This window comes from Streptomyces sp. NPDC102259 (genome assembly GCF_044766465.1).
Classification (GTDB): Bacteria; Actinomycetota; Actinomycetes; order Streptomycetales; family Streptomycetaceae; genus Streptomyces.
This window is the reverse complement of sequence record NZ_JBIWMA010000012.1, coordinates 1-20,456: the sequence shown is the minus strand read 5'-3', so window position 1 is coordinate 20,456 and position 20,456 is coordinate 1. Positions and strand designations below refer to the sequence as shown.

Genomic DNA, 20,456 nt, shown 5'->3' with positions numbered 1-20,456 from the left:
CGTTCGCTCAGTCGCGGGAGACGCCACCGAGGTGGTGGACGCGGAGCATGTTGGTGGTGCCGGCCACGCCGGGGGGCGAGCCGGCGGTGATGATGACGATCTCGCCGGGGCTGAAGCGGTTGATCTTGGCGATCTGCTGGTCGACCATGTCGACCATCTCGTCGGTGCTGTTCACGAACGGCACGATGTGCGACTCGACGCCCCAGCTGAGCGCCAGCTGGTTGCGGGTGCCCTCGTCGGTGGTGAAGGCGACGATCGGCTGGGCCGCGCGGTAGCGGGAGAGCCGGCGGGCGGTGTCACCGGACTGGGTGAAGGCCACCAGGCCCCGGCCGCCGAGGAAGTCGGCGATCTCGCACGCGGCGCGCGCGATCGAACCGCCCTGCGTGCGGGGCTTCTTGCCCGGCACGAGCGGCTGGAGGCCCTTGCTGAACAGCTCCTGCTCGGCCGCGGTGACGATCTTCGACATCGTCTTCACGGTCTCGATCGGGTACGCGCCCACGCTCGACTCGGCGGACAGCATGACCGCGTCCGCGCCGTCCAGGATCGCGTTGGCCACGTCGGAGGCCTCGGCGCGGGTCGGCCGGGAGTTGGTGATCATCGACTCCATCATCTGGGTCGCCACGATCACCGGCTTGGCGTTGCGCCGGCACAGCTCGATGAGGCGCTTCTGCACCATCGGGACCTTCTCGAGCGGATACTCGACGGCCAGGTCGCCACGGGCCACCATGACGGCGTCGAAGGCCGCGACGACGTCCTCCATGTTCTCCACCGCCTGCGGCTTCTCCACCTTGGCGATGACGGGGACGCGGCGGCCCTCCTCGTCCATGACCTTGTGGACGTCGGTGACGTCCTTGGCGTCCCGGACGAAGGACAGCGCGATCATGTCGGCGCCCATCCGCAGCGCGAACCGCAGGTCCTCGATGTCCTTCTCGCTCAGCGCGGGCACGTTGACGGCCGCGCCGGGCAGGTTGATGCCCTTGTGGTCGGAGATGACACCGCCCTCGATGACGATCGTCCTCACCCGCGGGCCCTCGACGTCCAGGACCTTCAGCTCGACGTTGCCGTCGTTGATGAGGATCTGGTCGCCGCGCGAGACGTCGCCCGGCAGACCCTTGTACGTCGTGCCGCAGATCGTCTTGTCACCGGGGACGTCCTCGGCGGTGATGATGAACTCGTCACCCCGGACCAGCTCGACCGGACCCTCGGCGAAGGTCTCGAGGCGGATCTTCGGGCCCTGGAGGTCGGCGAGGACACCGATGGCCCGGCCGGTCTCCTTGGCGGCGGCACGGACCCGGTCGTAACGGCCCTGGTGCTCGGCGTGCGTGCCGTGGCTGAAGTTGAAGCGGGCCACGTTCATGCCGGCTTCGATCAGCGACACGAGCATTTCATGGGAGTCGACCGCGGGGCCGAGAGTACAGACGATTTTCGAACGGCGCATGGGGCGATCCTATCGGTTTGTTTCGCTACGGAATATTCCGTCTGGTGGAAGATACAAATGAGAGGGGTTGTGCTCAGTTGCTTTCCTCTTCAGTTGCTCCCCGGCGGAGCCGCATTGATTACCGCTTCACCAGTGCGTAGGTCTGTGTGGCGATCTCCAGTTCCTCGTCCGTCGGCACCACGGCGACCGCCACCCGCGCGCCGGCGGGCGAGATCAGCCGCGGCTCGTCACCGCGTACCGCGTTCAGCCCGTCGTCCACCGCCAGGCCCAGGGAGTCCAGGCCCGCCACGGCCGCCTCCCGCACCGGCGCCGCGTTCTCCCCTACCCCGGCGGTGAACGCGACCGCGTCCACGTGCCCGAGCACGGCGTAATAGGCGCCGATGTACTTCTTCAGCCGGTGAATGTAGATGTCGAAGGCGAGCTTCGCGCGCTCGTCACCCTCGTCGATCCGGCGCCGGATCTCCCGCATGTCGTTGTCACCGCACAGCCCGATGAGTCCGCTCTTCTTGTTGAGAAGAGTGTCGATTTCGTCGATGGACATTTCACCAACACGCGTCAAATGGAAGATGACGGCCGGATCGATGTCCCCGGAGCGCGTACCCATCACGAGCCCCTCCAAGGGCGTCAGCCCCATCGAGGTGTCCACGCACCGGCCCTTCTCGACGGCCGAGGCGGACGCCCCGTTGCCGAGGTGCAGCACGATGACGTTCACCTCTTCGGGTGCCTTGCCCAGCAGCTTCGCCGTCGCCCGGGAGACGTACGCGTGCGAGGTCCCGTGGAAGCCGTAGCGCCGCACGCGGTGCGCGTCGGCGGTCTCGACGTCGATCGCGTAGCGGGCCGCCGCCTCCGGCATCGTCGTGTGGAACGCGGTGTCGAAGACGGCGACCTGGGGCAGGTCGGGGCGCAGGGCCGTCGCGGTCCGGATGCCGGTGAGGTTGGCCGGGTTGTGCAGCGGGGCGACCGGGATCAGCCGCTCGATCTCGGCGAGCACGGCGTTGTCGATCACGGTCGGCTCGGTGAAGTGCTTACCGCCGTGCACGACCCGGTGTCCGATGGCGGCGAGCTCGGGGGAGTCGAGACCGAGCCCGTCCTTCGCGAGCTCCTCCGCGACGGCCTTCAGCGCTGCGTCGTGGTCGGCGATCGGCCCGGTCCACTCACGGCTCTCCCCGCCGGTCGCGACGGGCGTGTGCTTGAGCCGGGAGGACTGCTCGCCGATCCGCTCGACGAGCCCGTTCGCCAGCCGGCCGCTGTCCCGCATGTCGAGCAGCTGGTACTTCACCGACGAGGAGCCGGAGTTGAGGACGAGGACACGGGTCGCGGTCACTGGGCGGTTGCCTTCTCGCTCGAGGTCTGGGCCTGGATCGCCGTGATGGCGACGGTGTTCACGATGTCCTGGACCAGGGCGCCCCGGGACAGGTCGTTGACCGGCTTGCGCAGGCCCTGGAGCACCGGCCCGACCGCGATCGCGCCGGCCGAACGCTGCACGGCCTTATAGGTGTTGTTGCCGGTGTTGAGGTCCGGGAAGATCAACACACTGGCCTGCCCCGCGACTTCGGAGCCCGGCAGCTTGGTCGCGGCGACGGTCGGCTCCACGGCGGCGTCGTACTGGATCGGCCCCTCGATCTTCAGGTCGGGGCGCCGCTCGCGGACGAGTTTCGTCGCCTCCCGCACCTTGTCGACATCGGCGCCCGAGCCGGACGTGCCGGTGGAGTACGACAGCATCGCGATCCGCGGCTCCACGCCGAACTGGGCGGCGGTCGCGGCCGCCTGGATGGCGATGTCGGCGAGCTGCTCGGCGTTCGGGTCGGGGTTCACGGCGCAGTCGCCGTACACGAGGACCTTGTCGGCGAGGCACATGAAGAAGACGGACGAGACGATGTCGGCGTCCGGCTTCGTCTTGATGATCTCGAAGGCGGGCCGGATGGTGGCGGCCGTGGAGTGCACCGACCCGGAGACCATGCCGTCGGCGAGGCCCTCCTGGACCATGAGCGTCCCGAAGTAGTTCACGTCCGAGACGACGTCGTACGCCAGCTCCACCGTGACGCCCTTGTGGGCCCGCAGCCGGGCGTACTTCTCGGCGAACGAGTCGCGCAGCTCGGAGGTGGCCGGGTCGATCAGCGAGCAGTCGCCGAGGTCGATGCCGAGGTCGGCGGCCTTCTTGCGGATCTGGTCGACGGGCCCCAGGAGCGTCAGGTCGCAGACGCCCCGGCGCAGCAGCACCTCGGCCGCGTGCAATACCCGCTCCTCGGTCCCCTCCGGAAGGACGACCCGGCGCTTGTCGACGCGGGCCTGCTCCAGCAGCTTGTGCTCGAACATCATCGGCGTGACGCGGTCGGTGCTCGGCGCGGAGACGCGGCTGAGCAGATCGACCGTGTCCACGTGCCGCTCGAACAGACCCAGGGCCGTCTCGGCCTTGCGCGGGGTGGACGCGTTCAGCTTGCCCTCGAGGGAGAACAGCTGCTCGGCGGTGGGGAAGCTGTTGCCGGGCACCGAGACGACGGGGGTGCCGGGGGCGAGACGGGCGGCGAGGGTGAGGATCTCGTCGCTCGGCACCTCGTCGAGGGTGAGCAGCAGGCCGGCTATCGGCGGGGTGCCGGCGCTGTGCGCGGCCAGCGAGCCGATGACCAGGTCGGCCCGGTCCCCCGGAGTGACGACCAGACAGCCCGGGGTCAGCGCGTTGAGGAAGTTCGGCAGCATCGCCCCGCCGAAGACGAAGTCGAGCGCGTCACGGGCCAGCCCGGAGTCGTCGCCGAGGAGCACCCTCGCGCCCAGCGCGTGGCTGATCTGCGCGACGGTCGGCGCGGCGAGGGCGGGCTCGTCGGGCAGGACGTAACAGGGCACGGGCAGCCGGGTCGCGAGCCGGGCGGCGATCTCCTCCCGGTCGTCCGGGGCCACCCGGTTGGTGACCATGGCGAGGACGTCGCAGCCGAGGACCTCGTACGCCCGGTAGGCGTTGCGGGTCTCCGCGAACACGGACTCCACCGGCTGCTTGCGGCCGCTGACGACCGGGATCACGGACGCGCCGAACTCGTTCGCGAGACGCGCGTTGAGAGCGAGTTCGTCCGGGAACTGGGTGTCGGCGTAGTCGGTTCCCAGGACGAGGACGACGTCGTAGGCCCGGGCGACGCGGTGGAACCGCTCGACGAGGGTGGAGACCAGCTCGTCCGTCCCCTGTTCCGCCTGGAGGGCGGACGCCTCGTGGTAGTCCATGCCGTAGACGGTGGCCGGATCCTGCGCCAGCCGGTAGCGCGCACGCAGCAGCTCGAAGAGCCGGTCGGGCCCGTCGTGGACGAGGGGGCGGAACACGCCCACCCGGTCGACCTGCCGGGTCAGGAGCTCCATGACTCCCAGCTCGACGACCTGACGGCCGTCGCCGCGGTCGATTCCGGTCACGTACACGCTGCGGGTCACGCGAGCTCTCCGTCTCTCTACGGGGGCACGGGGCACGGGGCACAAAAATCGCCCACCTAGGTGAGCAGATCCCTCTTGACAATACCTCTGGCCGTAGTTAAGGCGCCCGTCAAGAGACAGCCCGCTCGGCGGCGTGAAACAATCGAACCTGGCTCACCGGTACCAACAGCGAGCAGGAGACACAGCACGATGCGCATCGGAGTTCTCACCGCAGGTGGCGACTGCCCCGGCCTGAACGCAGTGATCCGGTCGGTCGTGCACCGCGCCGTCGACAACTACGGCGACGAGGTGATCGGCTTCGAGGACGGTTACGCGGGTCTGCTGGACGGCCGTTACCGCAGCCTCGACCTCAACGCGGTGAGCGGCATCCTGGCCCGCGGCGGCACCATTCTCGGCTCGTCCCGCCTGGAGCGCGACCGGCTGCGGGAGGCCTGCGAGAGCGCCTCCGACATGATCCACGACTTCGGCATCGACGCGCTGATCCCGATCGGCGGCGAGGGCACGCTGACGGCGGCGCGGATGCTGTCGGACGCCGGCCTGCCGGTGGTGGGCGTCCCGAAGACGATCGACAACGACATCTCGTCGACGGACCGCACCTTCGGCTTCGACACGGCGGTGGGCGTCGCCACGGAGGCGATGGACCGCCTGAAGACCACGGCGGAGTCCCACCAGCGGGTGATGGTGGTCGAGGTCATGGGCCGCCACGCGGGCTGGATCGCGCTGGAGTCCGGCATGGCCGCGGGCGCGCACGGGATCTGTCTGCCGGAGCGGCCCTTCGACCCCGCTGACCTGGTGAAGATGGTCGAGGAGCGGTTCGCCCGCGGCAAGAAGTTCGCGGTGATCTGCGTCGCGGAGGGCGCGCACCCGGCCGACGGCACCATGGACTACAGCAAGGGCGCGATCGACCAGTTCGGTCACGAGCGCTTCCAGGGCATCGGCACGGCGGTCGCCTACGAGCTGGAGAAGCGGCTCGGCAAGGAGGCCCGACCGGTGATTCTCGGCCACGTCCAGCGTGGCGGCGTCCCGACGGCGTACGACCGGGTCCTCGCGACCCGCTTCGGCTGGCACGCGGTGGAGGCGGCGCACCGGGGCCAGTTCGGACGGATGACGGCGCTGCGCGGGACGGACGTGGTGATGGTGCCGCTGGCGGAGGCGGTGACCGAGCTGAAGACGGTCCCCGAGGACCGGATCGTCGAGGCGGAGTCCGTCTTCTAGGCGGTGTCGGTTTCCGGGCGGCCTCGGATTCCAGGGCGGTCTCGGTTTCGAGGGCGGTGTCGGTTACTGGGCGGTCCGGCTCTCGAGGTTCGTCCAGAACGTGTCGACGATCCGGTCGAGGAAGTCCCGGCCGGCGTCGCTCGCCGCACCGGCCGCGCTGCCGCCGCCCCAGCTCAGCGTGGCGACCATCTGCCCCTGGTAGTCCTGGTGCAGCTCCTGGAGGGTCTCCTCCAGGAGCCGCCGGTCCAGGGGCACGATCCTGCCCACGGGTCTGACGTACGCCTGCCAGCGGGTGCGGGCGGCGGTGCGCAGCAGGTCCGCCAGCCTGGCCTCCAGGCCGGTGACGGTGACCAGGTCGGGCAGCGAGAGGTCGAGCAGCTCGGCGAGGACCGCGGACTGCCGGTCCGTGCCGCGCCACTGCCCGCTCTCCTCCATGCGCGTGTACGCCAGGAACTCGTGCCCCACGGCCCGGGCGACGTCCTCGGGGGCGAAGCCCTGGGCGACGCGGTGTTCGCGCAGGGTCCGCGGTCTGCCGATCAGCTCACCCGGAGAACACCACAACACGCCCGCGAGAGCGGTGAGTTCAGGATGTGAGGGGGTGAGCGCCCCGCGTTCCCAGGCGATGACGAGATCGGGGGTCGCGTGCGGGAGGGCATAGGAGGCGCGCAGTCCGTGGGCGACGTGGTCCGGGGTCATGCCGAGGGCCGCGCGGAGCCGGCGGGCGGCGGGAGCGTTGAAGGGCGGACCGGGCTGACGGGTGTGGGCTGGAGGTCTGGGCACGGGGGACAAGGTAGGGGTCCCGGGCGGCGATGACTACAGGGTGTTTGGACATAGTCACCGGTCGTAGGAACCTACGGTGGCGCCCGATCGGCCTAAGGTGCTGCCAGGAACATCGGGGAGGGGGCGGTCGTCGTGGCCGAACAGGACGTCAGCGAGGGACAGTTGCTGCTCGCCGAGTACCAGAGCGTCAAGGACGAGCAGAAGGCGCGGATCGGGTTTCGGGACAACCTGCTGTACGTGACCCTGGCGGTGGTGGCGGCGGTGATCGCCGCGGCGGCGCAGGCCGAACAGACGTCGATGTTGCTGGCGTTGCCGCCGGTGTGCGTGGTGCTGGGGTGGACCTACCTGGTCAACGACGAGAAGATCTCAGCCGTCGGGCGGTATGTGCGGCAGGAGTTGGGGCCCAGACTCGCCGAGCTGGCCGGGACCGAGGCGGCCTTCCGGTGGGAGACCTACCACCGGGGCGACCCAGGGCGGACATCCCGGAAGATCGTGCAGTGCGTGGTCGATCTGCTGGCGTTCTGTGTCGTGCCGACGGCCGCGCTGGTCGTGTATTGGAGCGGGGGACAGGTGTCGGCGGGGCTGCTGGCGCTCTCCGTGGCCGAGGCGGGAGCGGTGGCGGGGCTGGGGGTTTTCGTCGTGCGGTACGCGGTGCCGTTCGGCGGCGGTGGTGAGTGAGGGCGATGGCCGTCGGTGAGGGCGGCGACCCGGAGTCGTGACCGTGCGTGCGGGCGGCGGCCGTGCGTGCGGGTGGTGGCTGTGCGTGAGCGCGGTGGTGGGCGGTCAGGGGGGGTACCGTCAGGGGCGGAGGGGGGTGGGTGTCACTTCCCGCGTGTCGTCCGTACCCATCGGTAGACCAGTTCGGGCCTTCCCACCTGCCCGTACAGCGGCTTCCGCTCGGCTCGCCCCGCCTCCACCAGGTGCTCCAGATACCGCCGGGCCGTGATGCGGGAGATGCCCACCGACTCGGCGACCCCCGCCGCGGTCAGCCCCTGCTCCGCGTCCCGTACGGCCTCCGTCACCCGCTCCAGGGTGGGCGCGCTCAGCCCCTTGGGCAGCGCGGCGGGCCCCGGGGCGCGCAGTGTAGCCAGCGCGCGGTCGACCTCGTCCTGACCGCTCGCCTCGCCCGCGGCCCCCCGGAACTCGGCGTACCGCACCAGCCGGTCCCGGAGCGTCGCGAAGGTGAAGGGCTTCAGTACGTACTGCACGACTCCGAGTGAGACGCCCTCCCGCACCACCGTCAGGTCCCGCGCCGAGGTCACCGCTATCACGTCCGCGTGGTACCCCGCCGCTCGCAGCGAGCGGGCCAGCTGGAGCCCGTGCGCGTCGGGCAGGTGCAGGTCCAGCAGCAGCAGGTCGACCGGCGTGCGGTCCAGCAGGCGCCGGGCCTCCGCGCCGGTGTGCGCCTTGCCCACCGCGACGAACCCCGGCACCCGGCCCACGTACATCACATGGGCGTCCGCGGCGACCGGATCGTCCTCCACGATCAGCACTCTGATCGGCTCTTCGCTCGTCATCGCTTGCCTCCAGACCCCGACACGGACCCGGCACCACCGGACGCGGCATCACGGGAGGCGGCATCACGGGAGGCGGCACCACCGGACGCGGCCGTCGCCGGCAACGGCAGGCGCACCAGGAACTCCGCTCCGCCGCCCGAGGCCTCCGCCACCGACAGCGTCCCGTCGTGCCGCTGCACCGCCTGCCGGACCAGCGCCAGCCCGAGACCCCGTCCGCCCGGCCCGGCCGGCTTCGTCGAGAAGCCGCGTTCGAAGACCAGGGTGGCGTGCGCGGGGTCCACGCCCGCTCCCGTGTCCGCCACCCGCAGCAGCAGCTCGGCGCCCTCCGTGGCGGCGGTCACCGTCACCTGCGCCCGGGTGCTGCCCTGGGCCGCGTCCACCGCGTTGTCGATGAGGTTGCCCAGGATCGTCACCAGGTCCCGGGCGGGCAGCGACTCCGGCAGCAGGCCGTCGTCCAGGGTGCTCTCCTGCGACACCACCAGCTCCACACCCCGCTCGTTCGCCTGGGCGGTCTTGCCCAGCAGCAGGGCCGCCAGGACCGGCTCGCTGACCGCCGCGACCACCTGGTCCGTCAGCGCCTGGGCCAGTTCCAGTTCCGACGTGGCGAAGTCCACCGCCTCCTCCGCCCGGCCCAGCTCGATCAGCGACACCACCGTGTGCAGCCGGTTCGCCGCCTCGTGGGCCTGTGAGCGCAGCGCCTGGGTGAAGCCGCGTTCGGAGTCCAACTCGCCCATCACGGACTGGAGTTCGGTCACATCGCGCAGGGTGACCACGCTGCCCCGGCGCTCGCCGCCCGACACCGGGGAGGTGTTCACCACGAGCACCCGGTCCGCCGTCAGATGCACCTCGTCCACCCGGGGCTCCGAGGAGAGCAGCGCACCCGTCAGCGGGGCCGGCAGACCCAGCTCCGCGACCGACATGCCCACCACCTCCCCCGAGACGCCCAGCAGCTCCCGGCCCCCGTCGTTGATCAGCGCCACCTTGTACTGTCCGTCCAGCATCAGCAACCCCTCCCGCACCGCGTGCAGCGCCGCCTGGTGGTAGTCGTGCATATGGCTCAGCTCGGCGGCGTTCATGCCGTGGGTGTGGCGGCGCAGGGACGCGTTGATGACGTACGTGCCGATCGCGCCGAGGGCGAGCGCGCCGCCGGCCACCGCGAACAGGGCCGTCACCTGGTCCTGCACCCGCTTGCTGATCGACTCGACCTTGATGCCCGCGCTGACCAGGCCGATGATCCTGCCGTCGTCCTCGATCGGGGTGACCGCGCGGACGGACGCGCCGAGGGTGCCGGTGTAGGTCTCGGTGAAGGTGTCGCCCTTCAGGGCCTTCGCCGTGTTGCCGCGGAAGCGCTGGCCGATCTGGGTCTTGTCCGGGTGGGTCCAGCGGATGCCCTCCGGGTTCATGATCGTGACGAAGTCGACCTCCGTGTCCTTCATGACCCGCAGCGCGTACGGCTGGAGCGCGGCGGTGGGCTTCGCGGTCCGGATCGCCGCCCGTACGGAGGGGGAGTCGGCGACCGAGCGGGCCACGGCCGTGGCCTGGCGGCCCGCCGCCTCCTCGGCCTGGTTGCGGTCGCTGACGTACGTGAACAGCGCGTATCCCGCGACGAGCACCGCTATCAGCACCGCCTGCATGGCGAAGAGCTGGCCGGCCAGGCTGCGGGGTCTCGGCAGAACGGGGATGCGCATGTCGTCAGTGTGCCCCCGGCGTTAAGTGTGAACTAAATGAACGGAAGGGTGACCGCCCTCACAGGGCGGGAGATAGTCACGGCAATCCCCCATACACCCCGGACGTGAGCCGCACGCCGGTGATGCCGACGAAGACGTCAAGGAGGGCAGCCGTGGCCGCCAGCACCTCACATACGGCACCTGCCGCACCCGCCGCGAAGCGGGACCGCACCCACTACCTGTACATCGCGGTGATCGTCGCGGTGGCGCTCGGCATCGCCGTGGGCCTGATCTGGCCCGACGCGGGAGTCGAGCTCAAGCCCCTGGGCACAGGCTTCGTGAACCTGATCAAGATGATGATCTCGCCGATCATCTTCTGCACGATCGTGCTGGGCATCGGATCCGTCCGGAAGGCGGCCAAGGTCGGCGCCGTCGGCGGTATCGCGCTCGGCTACTTCACGGTGATGTCGCTCGTCGCCCTCACCATCGGTCTCGTCGTCGGCAACGTCCTGCACCCGGGCGACGGAATGCACCTCACCGACGCGATCAAGGCGTCCGGCCACGACCAGGTGTCCGCCGACGCGCTGCCGCCGGTCGACTTCGTGCTGTCGATCATCCCGCTCACCTTCGTCTCCGCCTTCACCGAGGGGCAGGTGCTGCAGACGCTGCTCGTCGCGCTGCTCGCCGGGTTCGCGCTGCAGGCCATGGGGCCGGTCGGCCAGCCGGTGCTGCGCGGTGTCGAGCACATCCAGCGACTCGTCTTCCGCATCCTCGCGATGGTCATGTGGGCGGCCCCGATCGGCGCGTTCGGCGCCATCGCCGCGGTGGTCGGTTCGGCCGGCGTGGACGCGTTGAAGAGCCTCGCCGTCCTGATGCTCGGCTTCTACGCGACCTGCTTCCTGTTCGTCTTCATCGTGCTCGCCGCGCTGCTGCGGGCCTTCACCGGCCTGAACATCCTCAAGCTCTTCAAGTACCTGGCCCGTGAGTTCCTGCTGATCCTGTCCACCTCCTCCTCCGAGTCCGCGCTGCCGCGGCTCATCGCGAAGATGGAGCACCTGGGTGTCAGCAAGCCCGTCGTCGGCATCACCGTCCCGACCGGCTACTCCTTCAACCTCGACGGCACCATGATCTACATGACCATGGCGTCGCTCTACATCGCCGACGCCATGGGCACCCCGATGTCGATCGGCGAGCAGATCCCGCTGCTGCTCTTCCTGCTCCTCGCCTCCAAGGGCGCGGCCGGCGTCAGCGGCGCCGGTCTGGCCACCCTGGCCGGCGGTCTCCAGTCGCACAAGCCCGCCCTGGTGGACGGCATCGGCCTCATCGTCGGCATCGACCGCTTCATGAGCGAGGCCCGCGCCCTCACCAACTTCGCCGGCAACGCCGTCGCCACGGTCCTGATCGGCACGTGGACCAAGGAGATCGACAAGGAGCGGGTCCAGCTGGTGCTCGCCGGCGGCCTGCCCTTCGACGAGAAGACCCTGCTCGACGAGGACCTGGACGGCGTCGAGACCGCGCCGGCGGACGTGCCCGAGCAGCGCGAGGGCGGCGAGAAGGAACTCGCCAAGGCGTGAGCCCTCCCCGACTCCGGGTGTCCGGCCCCGCCTGAACCGGGGCCGGACACCCGGGCCCAGCCCCACCGTCTCCGGGCGGCCGAGCACTCCCCCGTGGCTCGGTCGCCCGGTCTTTTTTCCTGGCCCACCGTCCAGAACAGGAAGCCGGCGATCCCCTCGACGTGGATGTACGCCCGGCGGCGGTGACGGAGCGGATACGGCGGCTGGAGGCCGCGGGCGTCATCAGCGGCTACGGCGCGCACGTCAGCCCGGCCCGACCGGCTACCGGGTTTCATCGGCAGTGCATCGGCCGCAAGGAGTTCCACCACCAGCTCTCCACTCAGCTGATCCGCGAGAACCAAGCGGTCGCGGTGGAGGACCTGGCGGTATCCGGACTCGCACGCACCCGGCTGGCCAAGAGCGTGCACGACGCGGGCTGGTCCCAGTTCGTCGGAATGCTGCGGTACAAGGCGCAGCGGTACGGGCGGACATTCGTCAAGATCGGCCGGTTCGAGCCCACCAGCCAGACGTGCTTCGCCTGCGGGCACCGCGACGGGCCCAAACAGCTGCACGTACGGGAATGGACCTGCCCCGCCTGCGAGACCGTCCACGACCGCGACCACAACGCCGCGATCAACGTCAAACAGGCCGCCGGACTGGCGGTATCAGCCTGCGGAGCGCCGGTAAGACCGGGACTTGTACCGGCACAGCGCGAAGAAACAGGAAGCCACGGAATCCCCACCCGAACCTGTGCCGCGTAGCGGCACAACAACAGGTGAGGACAGCCAGAATCCTTGGGCTCCAGCCCGAGGAGCATGTCAAGGCATTCAGGCGTTCATCCGGGTCGACCCGCACGGGGGTTACACCCTGAAGCACCCGAGGACCCTGGAGCTGATCGAGCGCCCCGAGATCACCGAGGTCCACCACGTGGTGGGGGAGGACTGCTGGATCCTCAAGGTCGCCGTCCGGGACACCGTCCATCTGGAGGGCGTCCTCGAGGCGGTCTCCGCCCTCGGGCGCACGACGACGTCGATCGTGCTCACCTCGCCGGTCGAACGGAAACCGCTCTTGCCTTGACGTGGGCGTCAAGCCTTACGTTCGTAGGCATGCGCATCGGCGAGCTGGCCGCACGGGCCGGGACCACCACCCGGACGCTGCGGTACTACGAGTCGCGCGGGCTGCTGCCCGCGCGGCGTGGCGACAACGGGTACCGGAGCTACGACGAGGGCGATCTGCGGCTGTTGCGGCAGATCAGGACCCTCCAGGACTTCGGGTTCGACCTGGAGGAGACCCGGCCCTTCGTGGACTGTCTGCGGGCCGGGCACCCGGAGGGCGACTCGTGCCCGGCCTCGCTCGCGGTCTACCGGCGCAAGCTGGACGAGCTGGACGCGCTCATCGGCGAGCTGCGGGCGGTCCGGGAGACGGTCGCCGGGCAGCTCGTACGGGCCGAGCTGGCGCGGGACGAGCTGGCCGCCGAGGCGCGGGTTCCGGGGGGTCCGGAGCCCGAGTGCGAGCTGGGAGGGCAGGAACGGTGATCAAGGCGGACGGTGTTGCCGAGGTGACGGACGCGGACTTCGGGGCGGAGGTGCTGGGGGCGGAGCTGCCGGTGCTGGTGGAGTTCACCGCGGACTGGTGTCCGCCGTGCCGGCAGATGGGGCCGGTGCTGACCGCGCTCGCCGCGGAGGAGGGCGAGCGGCTGAAGGTGGTGCAGCTGGACGTGGACACCAACCCGGAGACCACCCACGCGTACAAGGTGCTGTCGATGCCGACCTTCATGGTGTTCCGGGCCGGCGAGCCCGTGAAGTCGATGGTCGGCGCCCGGCCCAAGCGCCGGCTGCTGGCGGAGCTGGACGAGGTCCTGTGAGCCCGCGATGAGCTGACCGCCGGGCCTCTTCGCCCCACAAAGAAATCCCCCGAGCAATTGCGCTCGGGGGATTTCTCTGCGTATATTCGATGGTTCGCGACTTCATATGAATGGAGTCGCAAAGAAGCTCAGTGAGCACAGTATATGCGGGCGGGAGTGGAATTGTCAAACGCCGACTTTCCGGATAGTGAATTGCGCTGCGAGCAGGAATTCATCGACGGCCTGTACGCGCGCGTGGACGCCCTGCGCGGCCACACCGAGGGCGCCGTCACCGACGCGCTGGCCCAGGGCAACACGCCCATGCAGGCCCGGCTGGAGCGGGACATCCTCGTCGCCGAGCGCACCGGGCTGCTCGCCGCGCTGAACGCGGTGGACGGCTCCCTCTGTTTCGGCCGCATCGACCTCACCTCCGGCACCGAACACCACATCGGCCGCATCGGCCTGCGCGCCGAGGACGCCGAGCGCACCCCGGTCCTCATCGACTGGCGCGCCGACGTGGCCCGCCCCTTCTACCTGGCGACCGGCCACACCCCGATGGGGCTGCGCAGGCGCCGGCACCTCACCACCGAGGGCCGCCGGGTCACCGCCCTGCACGACGAGATCCTCGACATCGGCGACGCCACCCGCACCGGCCACGAGGACCCGACCGGCGACGCCGTGCTCCTCGCCGCGATCGACTCCGCGCGCACCGGCCGGATGAGCGACATCGTGCAGACCATCCAGGCCGAACAGGACGAGATCATCCGGGCGCCCCACCGGGGGGTGCTCGTGGTCGAGGGCGGCCCCGGCACCGGCAAGACCGCCGTCGCCCTGCACCGCGCCGCCTTCCTGCTCTACGAACACCGCGAGCTGCTCGCCAAGCGGGCCGTCCTGATCGTCGGCCCCAACCCCGCCTTCCTCGGCTACATCGGCGAGGTGCTGCCCTCGCTGGGCGAGACCGGCGTGCTGCTGGCGACGGTCGGCGAACTCTTCCCCGGCGTGAAGGCGACCGCGACCGACACCCGCGCGGCGGCGGCCGTGAAGGGCCGCGCCGACATGGCGGACGTCCTCGCCGACGTCGTGCGCGACTGGCAGGCGCTGCCCGATCCGGTCATCGCGATCGGGCACGACCGCGAGATCCTGATGCTGGACGACGGCCTGGTGAACATGGCCCGTGAGCGCACCCGGGCCGCCCGGCTGCCGCACAACGCCGCCCGCGAGATCTTCGAGGGCCACATCCTCAACACGCTCACCGACATGGTCGCCGAACGCATCGGCACGGACCCCTACGACGGCTCGAACCTCCTCGACCCGAGCGACGTCACCCAGATCCGCGACGAACTCGCCGACAACCGCGAGGTCTGGGCCGCCATCGACCAGTTGTGGCCGCGCCTGACCCCGCAGCGCCTGGTCGCCGACTTCCTCGCCGACCCGGTGGGCTACGTCTCCGACGACGACGCGGCCGCCATCCGCCGCCCGGTGACCCGGGCGTGGACCGTGGCGGACGTACCGCTGCTCGACGAGGCGGCCGAGCTGCTCGGCGAGGACGACCGGGTGGCACGGGCCCGCGCCGACCGCGAGCGGGAGACCCAGGTCGCCTACGCGCAGGGCGTCCTGGACGTCTCGTACGCCTCCCGCACCTACGAGTTCGAGGACAAGGACGAGGACGACTCCGAGGTCCTGTCCGCGCACGACATCATCGACGCCGAACGATTCGCCGAGCGCCACGAGGAGGACGACCACCGCAGTGCCGCCGAACGCGCCGCCGCCGACCGCACCTGGGCGTTCGGGCACATCATCGTCGACGAGGCGCAGGAGCTGTCGCCGATGGCCTGGCGGCTGCTGATGCGGCGCAGCCCGACCCGCTCGATGACCCTGGTCGGCGACCCGGCGCAGACCGCCGAGGCGGCCGGCGTCGGCTCCTGGGCCAAGATCCTCCAGCCCTATGTCGAGGACCGCTGGGAGCACACCCGGCTCGGCGTCAACTACCGCACGCCGGCCGAGATCATGGACGTGGCCGCGGCGGTGGTGCGCGCGGAGCACCCCGGCTTCGAGCCGCCGAGTTCGGTGCGGTCGACCGGCGTACGTCCGTGGGCGCGCGCCACCGACGACCTCCCCGGCGCGGTCGCCGAGGCGGTCGACGAGCTGACCCCCGCCGAGGGCCGGCTCGCCGTCATCGCCCCACGCGACCTGCACCGGAAGCTGGCGGCCCGGCTGGACGGGGTGACGGCGGGCGCCGAGCCGGACCTGACCCGGAGCGTCGTGCTGCTCGACCCGCGCCAGTCCAAGGGCCTGGAGTTCGACTCCGTGCTGGTGGTGGAGCCCTCGCGGTACGGCACCAGCGACCTGTACGTGGCGCTGACCCGCGCCACACAGCGGCTGGGGGTGCTGCACAGCAGGACCCTCCCGAAGGCGCTGGCCTCGGCCCTCGGGGAGCCCGCGGCGTAACGCGGCGTCAGCGGGACGCGACCGTTCGCGCCGTGATCAGCGCGGGGGAGCGGCCGGTGCGGGTGAGCGTGTCAGGTGGGGATCCCCACCCGTACGCCGGCGCCCCCGCCGACAGCCCTGCCCCGGCCGAGACAGCCCCGCACCGGGGACGCGCCCCGGGGCGAGGCTCAGGCCTCAGGCCTCAGGCCTCAGGCCTCAGGCAGGCCGTAGCCACACCGTCGCCAGCGGCGGCAGCGTCAGCCGGACGCTCGCCGGCCGGCCGTGCCGGCCCTGCGGCTCCGGCTTGACCGGGTCGGGGTGCGCGACACCGCTGCCGCCGTACCCGGCCGCGTCGGTGTTGAGGACCTCGTGCCAGGCCGGGACGTCGTCGGGTGCGCCGAGGCGGTAGTCGTGACGGACGACCGGGGAGAGGTTGGAGACGGACAGCAGCGGGGAGCCCTCGGCGTCGTACCGCAGGAAGGCGAAGACGTTGTCCTCGGCCGCGTCGCCGACCACCCACTGGAAACCGGCGGGGTCGGTGTCCCGCTGCCACAGGGCCGGCGCCGCCCGGTAGACGGTGTTCAGGTCGCGGACCAGGTCCCGCACCCCCCGGTGGTCGGCCTCGGCGCCGTACGCCGGATCCAGCAGCCACCAGTCGGGGCCGTGGGCCTCGGACCACTCCGCTCCCTGGGCGAACTCCTGCCCCATGAAGAGGAGTTGCTTGCCCGGGTGGGCCCACATGAACGCCAGGTACGCCCGCAGCGCGGCGCGCTGCTGCCACCAGTCGCCGGGCATCTTCGACACCAGCGAGCGCTTCCCGTGCACGACCTCGTCGTGGGAGATGGGCAGTACGTAGTTCTCGCTGTAGGCGTACACCATCGAGAAGGTCATCTCGTGGTGGTGGTACCTGCGGTGCACCGGCTCGTGGCTCATGTAGTCCAGCGAGTCGTGCATCCAGCCCATGTTCCACTTCAGCCCGAATCCGAGCCCGCCGAAGCCGCTCGGGCCCGCGTGGTGCGTGGCCCGCGTGACGCCGTCCCAGGCCGTGGACTCCTCGGCGATCGTGACGATCCCGGGGCTGCGGCGGTAGACCGTCGCGTTCATCTCCTGGAGGAACGCCACCGCGTCCAGGTTCTCCCGGCCCCCGTGCTCGTTCGGGGTCCACTGGCCGGGCTCACGCGAGTAGTCGAGGTAGAGCATCGAGGCGACGGCGTCCACGCGCAGCCCGTCGATGTGGAACTCCTCGCACCAGTAGGTGGCGTTGGCCACCAGGAAGTTGCGCACCTCGCGCCGCCCGAAGTCGAACTCCAGCGTCCCCCAGTCGGGGTGCGCGGCGCGCAGCGGGTCCTCGTGCTCGTACAGCGGACGCCCGTCGAACTCCGCGAGGGCCCACTCGTCGCGCGGGAAGTGCGCCGGCACCCAGTCCATCAGGACGCCGATGCCGGCCCGGTGCAGCGCGTCCACCAGGTACTTGAAGTCGTCGGGTGTGCCGAGCCGGGCGGTGGGCGCGTAGAAACCGGTGACCTGGTAGCCCCACGAGCCGCCGAAGGGATGCTCGGCGACCGGCATCAGCTCGACATGGGTGAAGCCGAGGTCCCGGACGTACGCGGGCAGCTGATCGGCCAGCTGGCGATACGTCAGCCCCGGTCGCCAGGAGGCGAGATGGACCTCGTAGACGGAGAACGGGGCCTCGTGCACGGGTATCTCGGCCCGCCGGGCCAGCCACTCCTCGTCGCCCCACTCGTAGTGCGAGGCGTGCACGATCGACGAGGTCGCCGGCGGCACCTCGGTGCGCCTGGCCATCGGGTCGGCGCGCAGGGTGTGCGAGCCGTCGGGGCGGGTGATGTCGAACTTGTACAGCTCGCCCTCGCCGATCCCGGGCACGAACAGCTCCCAGATCCCGGACGAGCCCAGCGACCGCATCGGGTACCCGGTGCCGTCCCAGAAGTTGAAGGTGCCGGCCAGTCGCACCCCGCGCGCGTTCGGCGCCCACACGGAGAAGGCGGTGCCGCTCACGCCCTCGTGGATCGTCGGACGCGCGCCCAGCACCGTCCACAACTGCTCGTGCCGGCCCTCGCCGATCAGGTGCAGGTCCAGGTCGCCCAGCGTCGGCAGGAAACGGTAGGCGTCCTCGGTCTCCACGGTGGTGCTCTCGTAGGTCACGAGGAGCCGGTGGACCGGGGCCTCCGTCAGGGGCAGCAGGCCGGAGAAGAAGCCGTCGCCGTCGTCGTGGAGTTCGGCGCGCAGGTCGCCCGACAGCACCGTGACGGACCGCGCGTACGGGCGCAGCGCCCGGAAGACGATCCCACCGGGCACCGGATGCGCGCCGAGCACGGAGTGCGGGTCGTGATGGGTGCCGTGCAGCAGGCGTTCACGCTCGGCGGCATCCAGGGCGGGATCCACGGGGGTGTCCCCGGGAGCGTCCACGGGGGGAGCCTGCGGGCTCTTCGCTTTCCCCGGCTTCTTCGCGGCCACCACCTCGGCCGCCCCTGCCGCCTGATCGCCGACCGTTTCCGTGCCGGCCGTTTCCGTGCCGGCCGTTTTCTCGGCGGTCGCCTTCGTGCCGGCCGGTCCCTTGCCGGCCGCTTTCTCGCTCGCCGCCTTCTTGCCCGTCTTCTTCCTGCTCGCCGCCTTGTCGGCCGCCGCCTTCTCGGTCACTGCTTTCTTCGCGGTGGCCTTCTTCTTCGGGGGAGTCACGTACGGAGCCTCCTCAAGGCAGGTCGGGTGCGGCGAGGCGGTGTATCGCGGAAAGGGGCACGGGGAGCCAGTCGGGGCGGTGCCGGGCCTCGTAGACGACCTCGTAGACCGCCTTGTCCGTCTCGTGGGCCCGCAGCAGCACGGGGTCGGTGCGCGGATCGATGCCCGCCACCTCGGCGTACCCGGAACAGTAGGCGGCCCGGCAGGTGTGTGCCCAGGCCGGGGACGGCGGATCTGCCGAGTGGGCGGCGTAGTCGAAGGAACGCAGCATGCCCGCCACGTCCCGCACGGTCGGCTGGGGCATCCGCCGCTCGGCCAGCGGCCTGGCGGGCTCCCCCTCGAAGTCGATCAGCGCCCACTGCCCGGAGGCCGAGCGCAGACACTGTCCGAGGTGCAGATCGCCGTGGACGCGCTGGGCGGTCCAGGTGTGACCCTCGGCCGCGAGGTCGGCGAGCGCGGTGAAGGCGGTGCGCAGCGCCGGCGCGTACGGACGCAGCGAGGGCACCGCCTGCGCCGCGGCGTCCAGCCGCTCGGTCATGCCGTCCACCATCGGCCGTATCTGCGCCTGCCCCAGGGTCGCCGTGGGCAGCGCCCGGGCCAGCGCGCCGTGCACCTCGGCGGTCGCCCGTCCCAGCGCTCGCGCCTCGGCGGCGAAGTCCTCGCCCTTGGCCAGTTCCCGCAGGGCCAGCTCCCAGCCGTCCGCCGCGCCCTGCACATACGGCTGGAGCACGGCCAGGACGTACGACTCGCCCTCGTCCGCACCCGGGTCCCCGTACATCCACGCGGTCGGCGCGGGCACCCGGGGGCAGCCCTCGCGGGCCAGCGCCAGCGGCAGCTCGAGGTCGGGGTTGACGCCCGGCACGACCCGGCGCAACAGCTTCAGAATGAACGTATCTCCATAGACGACGGACGAGTTCGACTGTTCGCCCGTCAGCCGGCGCGGGACCAGCCCCGACCGGATCTCCTGCCCGGGATCCCGCTCGCAGCGCAGCCCGCCGATCCTCGCCCCGGTGCGCAGGGCCTCCAGCAGCACCTCGGCGGGCCGGGTGTCGTACAGGGCGTCGAACACGGTCCGCCCGGCCAGTGGCCCCTGCGTCACATGGCCGATCAGCGCGGGCGCCAGCCGGGGCGGCAGTGCCTCGCGGGCGCCGATGAGGAGCTGGTAGCAGTCGCCGGGCACCGCCGGCTGATGGGCGCGCACCAGCAGGTGGTACAGAGCCAGCCTGCTGCCGGCCGGCAGCAGCTCGGTGGCCGCCACCAGCGAGAACCCGGTGACCGGACGCCCCTTGCCGGCGAACCAGCGCTGCCGGGGCAGCCACTCCCGCAGCAGGGGGTCCAGCGAAGCGAGGAGGCCGGGGTCGGTCCGGCCGGAACGTGTGACAGTCGCCGCCATAGGTGTCACATTCCTTTCCCCGGGGGGTCGGGGTCGGGGCGTTACTGATGCGTGCCCCGGGCGGGGCGGGGGAAACCGCCTCGCCCGGGGTTCGAGGGCCTGACCGCCGGACAGGCCTAAGCCGCGTCCCTGCGCAGCCTGAACCAGTAGAAGCCGTGGCCCGCCATGGTGAGCAGGTACGGCAGGTCACCGACCGCCGGGAAGCGCACCCCGCCGAACAGCTCCACCGGGTACCGCCCCTTGAACCGGCTCAGGTCCAGTTCCGTGGGCTGCGCGAACCGCGAGAAGTTGTGCACGCACAGCACCAGGTCGTCCTCCCCGTCCTTGGTCAGGGGGGCCTCCCGGAGGAAGGCGAGGACGGCCGGGTTGGAGGACTGGAGTTCGGTGTAGGTGCCGAGGCCGAAGGCGGGGTTCTGCTTACGGATCTCGATCATTCGCCGGGTCCAGTGCAGCAGCGAGGAGGGCGACGACATCGACGCCTCGACGTTGGTGACCTGGTAGCCGTAGACGGGATC

At 71.0% G+C, this 20,456-nt stretch carries 15 protein-coding genes and 2 pseudogenes; 8 read left to right on the top strand and 9 right to left on the bottom strand.

Going from position 1 to position 20,456, the window contains the following annotated elements; translation table 11 throughout:
- Window positions 1–7: 7 nt before the first annotated feature.
- The 3 genes from pyk to pta form a co-directional block, all read right to left on the bottom strand.
- Window positions 8–1,438, bottom strand: coding sequence for a pyruvate kinase (pyk, locus tag ACIRPU_RS25700; protein ID WP_384124603.1), 1,431 nt, complete (start codon window positions 1,436–1,438; stop codon window positions 8–10).
- A gap of 118 nt (window positions 1,439–1,556) precedes the next feature.
- Window positions 1,557–2,762, bottom strand: a complete 1,206-nt coding sequence (locus ACIRPU_RS25695) for an acetate kinase (RefSeq protein WP_403871336.1) — start codon at window positions 2,760–2,762, stop codon at window positions 1,557–1,559.
- Complete coding sequence (pta, locus tag ACIRPU_RS25690) at window positions 2,759–4,849, bottom strand: phosphate acetyltransferase (RefSeq protein ID WP_403871333.1); 2,091 nt, start codon at window positions 4,847–4,849, stop codon at window positions 2,759–2,761. Before pta ends, ACIRPU_RS25695 begins: the two co-directional genes overlap by 4 nt.
- Window positions 4,850–5,038: 189 nt before the next feature.
- Between pta and ACIRPU_RS25685 the strand changes: the two genes are divergently transcribed.
- Window positions 5,039–6,064: an ATP-dependent 6-phosphofructokinase gene (locus tag ACIRPU_RS25685; RefSeq protein WP_355710164.1), complete on the top strand. Its 1,026-nt coding sequence runs from the start codon at window positions 5,039–5,041 to the stop codon at window positions 6,062–6,064.
- A 63-nt stretch (window positions 6,065–6,127) separates the two neighbouring features.
- Here ACIRPU_RS25685 and ACIRPU_RS25680 read toward each other — a convergent pair whose 3' ends face one another.
- Complete coding sequence (locus tag ACIRPU_RS25680) at window positions 6,128–6,760, bottom strand: XRE family transcriptional regulator (RefSeq protein ID WP_403871721.1); 633 nt, start codon at window positions 6,758–6,760, stop codon at window positions 6,128–6,130.
- A gap of 216 nt (window positions 6,761–6,976) precedes the next feature.
- Here ACIRPU_RS25680 and ACIRPU_RS25675 point away from each other — a divergent pair, with 216 nt between their 5' ends.
- The gene (locus ACIRPU_RS25675) at window positions 6,977–7,522 is read left to right on the top strand and encodes a hypothetical protein (RefSeq protein ID WP_403871330.1); all 546 of its coding nucleotides are present in this window, start codon (window positions 6,977–6,979) and stop codon (window positions 7,520–7,522) included.
- Window positions 7,523–7,665: 143 nt separating this feature from the next.
- Here ACIRPU_RS25675 and ACIRPU_RS25670 read toward each other — a convergent pair whose 3' ends face one another.
- A complete protein-coding gene (locus ACIRPU_RS25670; RefSeq protein WP_355710158.1) occupies window positions 7,666–8,361 on the bottom strand; it encodes a response regulator in 696 nt (231 codons plus the stop codon).
- Window positions 8,358–10,049 (bottom strand): ATP-binding protein, encoded by a 1,692-nt coding sequence (locus ACIRPU_RS25665; protein ID WP_403871327.1) that lies wholly within the window; start codon window positions 10,047–10,049, stop codon window positions 8,358–8,360. Before ACIRPU_RS25665 ends, ACIRPU_RS25670 begins: the two co-directional genes overlap by 4 nt.
- 152 nt (window positions 10,050–10,201) lie before the next feature.
- Here ACIRPU_RS25665 and ACIRPU_RS25660 point away from each other — a divergent pair, with 152 nt between their 5' ends.
- From ACIRPU_RS25660 to ACIRPU_RS25635, 6 genes and pseudogenes are all read left to right on the top strand, one after another.
- On the top strand, window positions 10,202–11,602 hold the full coding sequence (locus ACIRPU_RS25660; RefSeq protein ID WP_403871324.1) for a cation:dicarboxylate symporter family transporter: 1,401 nt from the start codon (window positions 10,202–10,204) through the stop codon (window positions 11,600–11,602).
- 290 nt (window positions 11,603–11,892) lie between these two features.
- Window positions 11,893–12,342: pseudogene (locus ACIRPU_RS25655) on the top strand (RNA-guided endonuclease TnpB family protein); the annotation flags it as partial.
- A gap of 61 nt (window positions 12,343–12,403) precedes the next feature.
- Window positions 12,404–12,658, top strand: a pseudogene (locus tag ACIRPU_RS25650) (Lrp/AsnC ligand binding domain-containing protein); the annotation flags it as partial.
- 29 nt (window positions 12,659–12,687) lie between these two features.
- A complete protein-coding gene (locus ACIRPU_RS25645) occupies window positions 12,688–13,116 on the top strand; it encodes a MerR family transcriptional regulator (protein ID WP_384124725.1) in 429 nt (142 codons plus the stop codon).
- Window positions 13,113–13,445, top strand: a complete 333-nt coding sequence (locus ACIRPU_RS25640) for a thioredoxin domain-containing protein (protein ID WP_355710579.1) — start codon at window positions 13,113–13,115, stop codon at window positions 13,443–13,445. The genes ACIRPU_RS25645 and ACIRPU_RS25640 overlap by 4 nt, the downstream gene beginning before the upstream one ends.
- A gap of 192 nt (window positions 13,446–13,637) precedes the next feature.
- A complete protein-coding gene (locus ACIRPU_RS25635) occupies window positions 13,638–15,872 on the top strand; it encodes a HelD family protein (RefSeq protein WP_403871319.1) in 2,235 nt (744 codons plus the stop codon).
- Between the two features lie 195 nt (window positions 15,873–16,067).
- Here the strand turns inward: ACIRPU_RS25635 and glgB are convergent, their stop codons facing one another.
- From glgB to ACIRPU_RS25620, 3 genes are all read right to left on the bottom strand, one after another.
- Window positions 16,068–18,548, bottom strand: coding sequence for a 1,4-alpha-glucan branching enzyme (gene glgB / locus ACIRPU_RS25630; protein ID WP_403871316.1), 2,481 nt, complete (start codon window positions 18,546–18,548; stop codon window positions 16,068–16,070).
- A 13-nt stretch (window positions 18,549–18,561) separates the two neighbouring features.
- Entirely contained in the window at window positions 18,562–19,941 is a 1,380-nt protein-coding gene (locus ACIRPU_RS25625; RefSeq protein WP_403871313.1) for a phosphotransferase, read from the bottom strand.
- 116 nt (window positions 19,942–20,057) lie between these two features.
- Window positions 20,058–20,456 (bottom strand): alpha-glucosidase C-terminal domain-containing protein (locus ACIRPU_RS25620; protein WP_403871310.1); only part of this gene is annotated, 399 nt, incomplete at its 5' end.